Origin of the sequence: Streptomyces sp. NPDC058964 (genome assembly GCF_042741275.1) — a bacterium.
In the GTDB taxonomy this organism is placed as follows: domain Bacteria; phylum Actinomycetota; class Actinomycetes; order Streptomycetales; family Streptomycetaceae; genus Streptomyces.
Window position 1 is genome coordinate 1 of record NZ_JBHYKH010000829.1, and the last position, 2,423, is coordinate 2,423.

At 73.4% G+C, this 2,423-nt stretch carries 1 protein-coding gene and 1 pseudogene; both read right to left on the reverse strand.

What is annotated here, in order from left to right; all coding sequences use genetic code 11:
• Positions 1-145: 145 nt before the first annotated feature.
• Positions 146-1,636, reverse strand: coding sequence for a cellulose binding domain-containing protein (locus ACFW2E_RS45300; RefSeq protein ID WP_384477584.1), 1,491 nt, complete (start codon positions 1,634-1,636; stop codon positions 146-148).
• Between the two features lie 377 nt (positions 1,637-2,013).
• Positions 2,014-2,423 (reverse strand): annotated as a pseudogene (locus tag ACFW2E_RS45305) (radical SAM protein); the annotation flags it as partial.

Here is a 2,423-nt window from a genome sequence, read left to right on the forward strand (position 1 = left end):
GGGTGTGTGGGTTCTTCTGTGTCTGTGTCCCCCTCTAGGGTCGTGTCACACCCCAGCTCCCCCCCCCCCCCGACACACCATTCACCCCCCCAGACACTGGGTCCCCGCGTGGACGCGGGCGAACGGCGGACGGGCCGCGGTGGTCTCAGCCCCGCCTGCAGCCGCCGCCGTTCAGCGTGAACGCGTACGGCGCGGAGTTCTTGCCGCTCCACGAGCCGAGGAAGCCGAAGGAGAGGGTGCCGCCCGCGGCGACCGACTTGTTGTAGTCGGCGGCGGTGGCGGTCACGCGGGAGCCGTTCTGGCTGACGGAGGCGTCCCACATCTGGCCCACCTGCTGGCCGTCGCGGTAGGACCAGGAGACGCGCCAGTCACTGAGCGCCTTGGTGGTGGTGACCGTGACGGTGGCCTGGAAGCCGTCGCTCCACTGGCTGTCCAGGTCGTACTCGACGTGACAGCCGGGCGCCGCGCTCGAGGCGTGGGCGGACGGGGTGGCGCCGGGGGCGGACGAGGAGGATCCCTGGGGTTCCGGGTCCGGGTTCCCTCGGTCGGGCCTGGTCGCGGTCCGCGTCTCGGAGGGGCTGGTGGGGGCGGTTGCGGCGGAGGCCGAGGGGAGCGGGTCGGCGGACGGCAGGGAGAGACTGGGGTCGGAGACCGGCTGACGGTCGTCCTGGGCGGCCGCGCTGTCGTCGCCGGAACCGCCGAACGGCATCATCGAGACGCCGAGCGCGAGGACCGACAGCAGGACGGCGGTGGCCAGCAGGCTGTTGCGCAGGACGCGGGTGCGGCCCGCGCCCTCCTTGGGGTCGCCGGTCTCCGGGTCGGCCGCGTTCGCGGGGCCGCCCGCGCCCAGGCGCACCTCGGCGGCCCGGCGGCGGCGCTCCAGATAGGCGAGGCCGCCCCAGCCGATCACGCCACCGGCGAGGGCGGCGGGCAGTCCGCCGCCGTGCAGGCGCAGACAGGCGGCGGCCTCCGCGCACCGTACGCAGGTGGCGAGGTGCCGGGACATGTCCTGGGGCGTGTCGGCGGCGGGCGAGCGGGTGACCGCGTCGAGGAGCCGGGCGTAGCTGCGGCACTGCGCGTCCATCGGCGTATCGAGGTGCGCGCGGTGGCAGCGGTCCCGGAACAGACCGCGGACCTGGTCGAGTTCCTGGACCGCGGCGGCCGGGTCGAGGCCGAGGCGACGGGCCACGGCGGGCAGCGGCAGTGCCTCCACCTCGGCCAGCCACAGCAGCGACGCGTCCGCCTCCTGCATGTCCCTGAGGCCGCGCAGGGCGACCGGTCGCTGGAGGGGCGGCCCGGTGTAGCGGACGGCGTTGTCGGAGTTGAGCCACAGCCGCAGGTCGGGGTCGAGCTTGTGGCCGAGGCTCGAGGCCTCCCATTCGGCGGCCGTGGTGCGCACCGCGGTCAGCAGCAGCGGGATCATGGGCAGCCGGGGCGCGCGACGGCCGGCGCCGCGCACGGGTGCGGACCCGGCGGCACGGGCCTCGCGCATGCCGAGTGCGAACGCCTCCGTGGCCAGCTGGTTGGCCGTCAGGGAGCCGGACGTGCACAGGTCCGCGTAGGAGAGCACGGCGTCCCAGCACTCGGAGAACAGCGCGGCCTCGGTGGCGTCCTGGGGGGTCGGCAGGTCGGGCATGGGTCTCCTGCATCCACGTGCGAGGGCAACTCACCATATTGGCAATGGAGTTGGGGGGAACCTCGCGGCAGAACACGAGCTTTTCACGCCGCGCACACAACTGACAAGCGCCCTATTCAAATCCACCGTCCGGCGGTCGCGCGCCCCTTTTCACCGGGTCACGCAACTGCCTTCAGCCGCCTGCCGGTTGACCGCCGGTTCAGCAGCCGGAAGGCCTCGTGCCCACGACCCGCCCGCATCGCGGCCCACGTCTCCGTCCGCCCAGGGCCCCGCACCTCCGCCCCCATGTACGGATCGCGACCGCGATCCGGCTCAGCGTTCCGCCCGAAAGACCGTTGACCGGGTCACGGAGGCGGGCGCGCCCGCCTCCGTCCGGGTCACGCCCGTGCCTGCTCCTGCTCCGCGGGCTCCACCGCCGGAAGGCTGTCCATGAAGGAGCTCACGGAGAACACCGCGCGGCCGGGGCCGGGAGGGCCGTAGCCGGGGGGCGAGGCGAGCCCGAAGTCGTCCATCGTGGCGCGGTACGCCTCCAGGAGCCGGATGTGGTACTCCAGCGGCGCGCCCTGCGGGTTGGCCTTGCCGAGCGGCGTGGTGGGCTCGGGGCACCACGTGGTGAAGCGGGGCGTGATGCCGTGCGACATGAAGAAGCGCAGTCCCTCGGTCGTGGACGCGATCGCCTCGTCGACCGTGGTGAAGCCGAAGGGCTCGGCCATCTCCACGCCTTCCCCGAAGGTGTGGATGACGTTGCGCGCACCGAAAACGTCCACCGATGAGAGGATGCGCCTGT

Coding starts and splice junctions, on each gene's coding strand:
- ACFW2E_RS45300 (WP_384477584.1), bottom strand. CDS start 1,636: ATGCCCGACCTGCCGACCCCCCAGGACGCCACCGAGGCCGCGCTGTTC.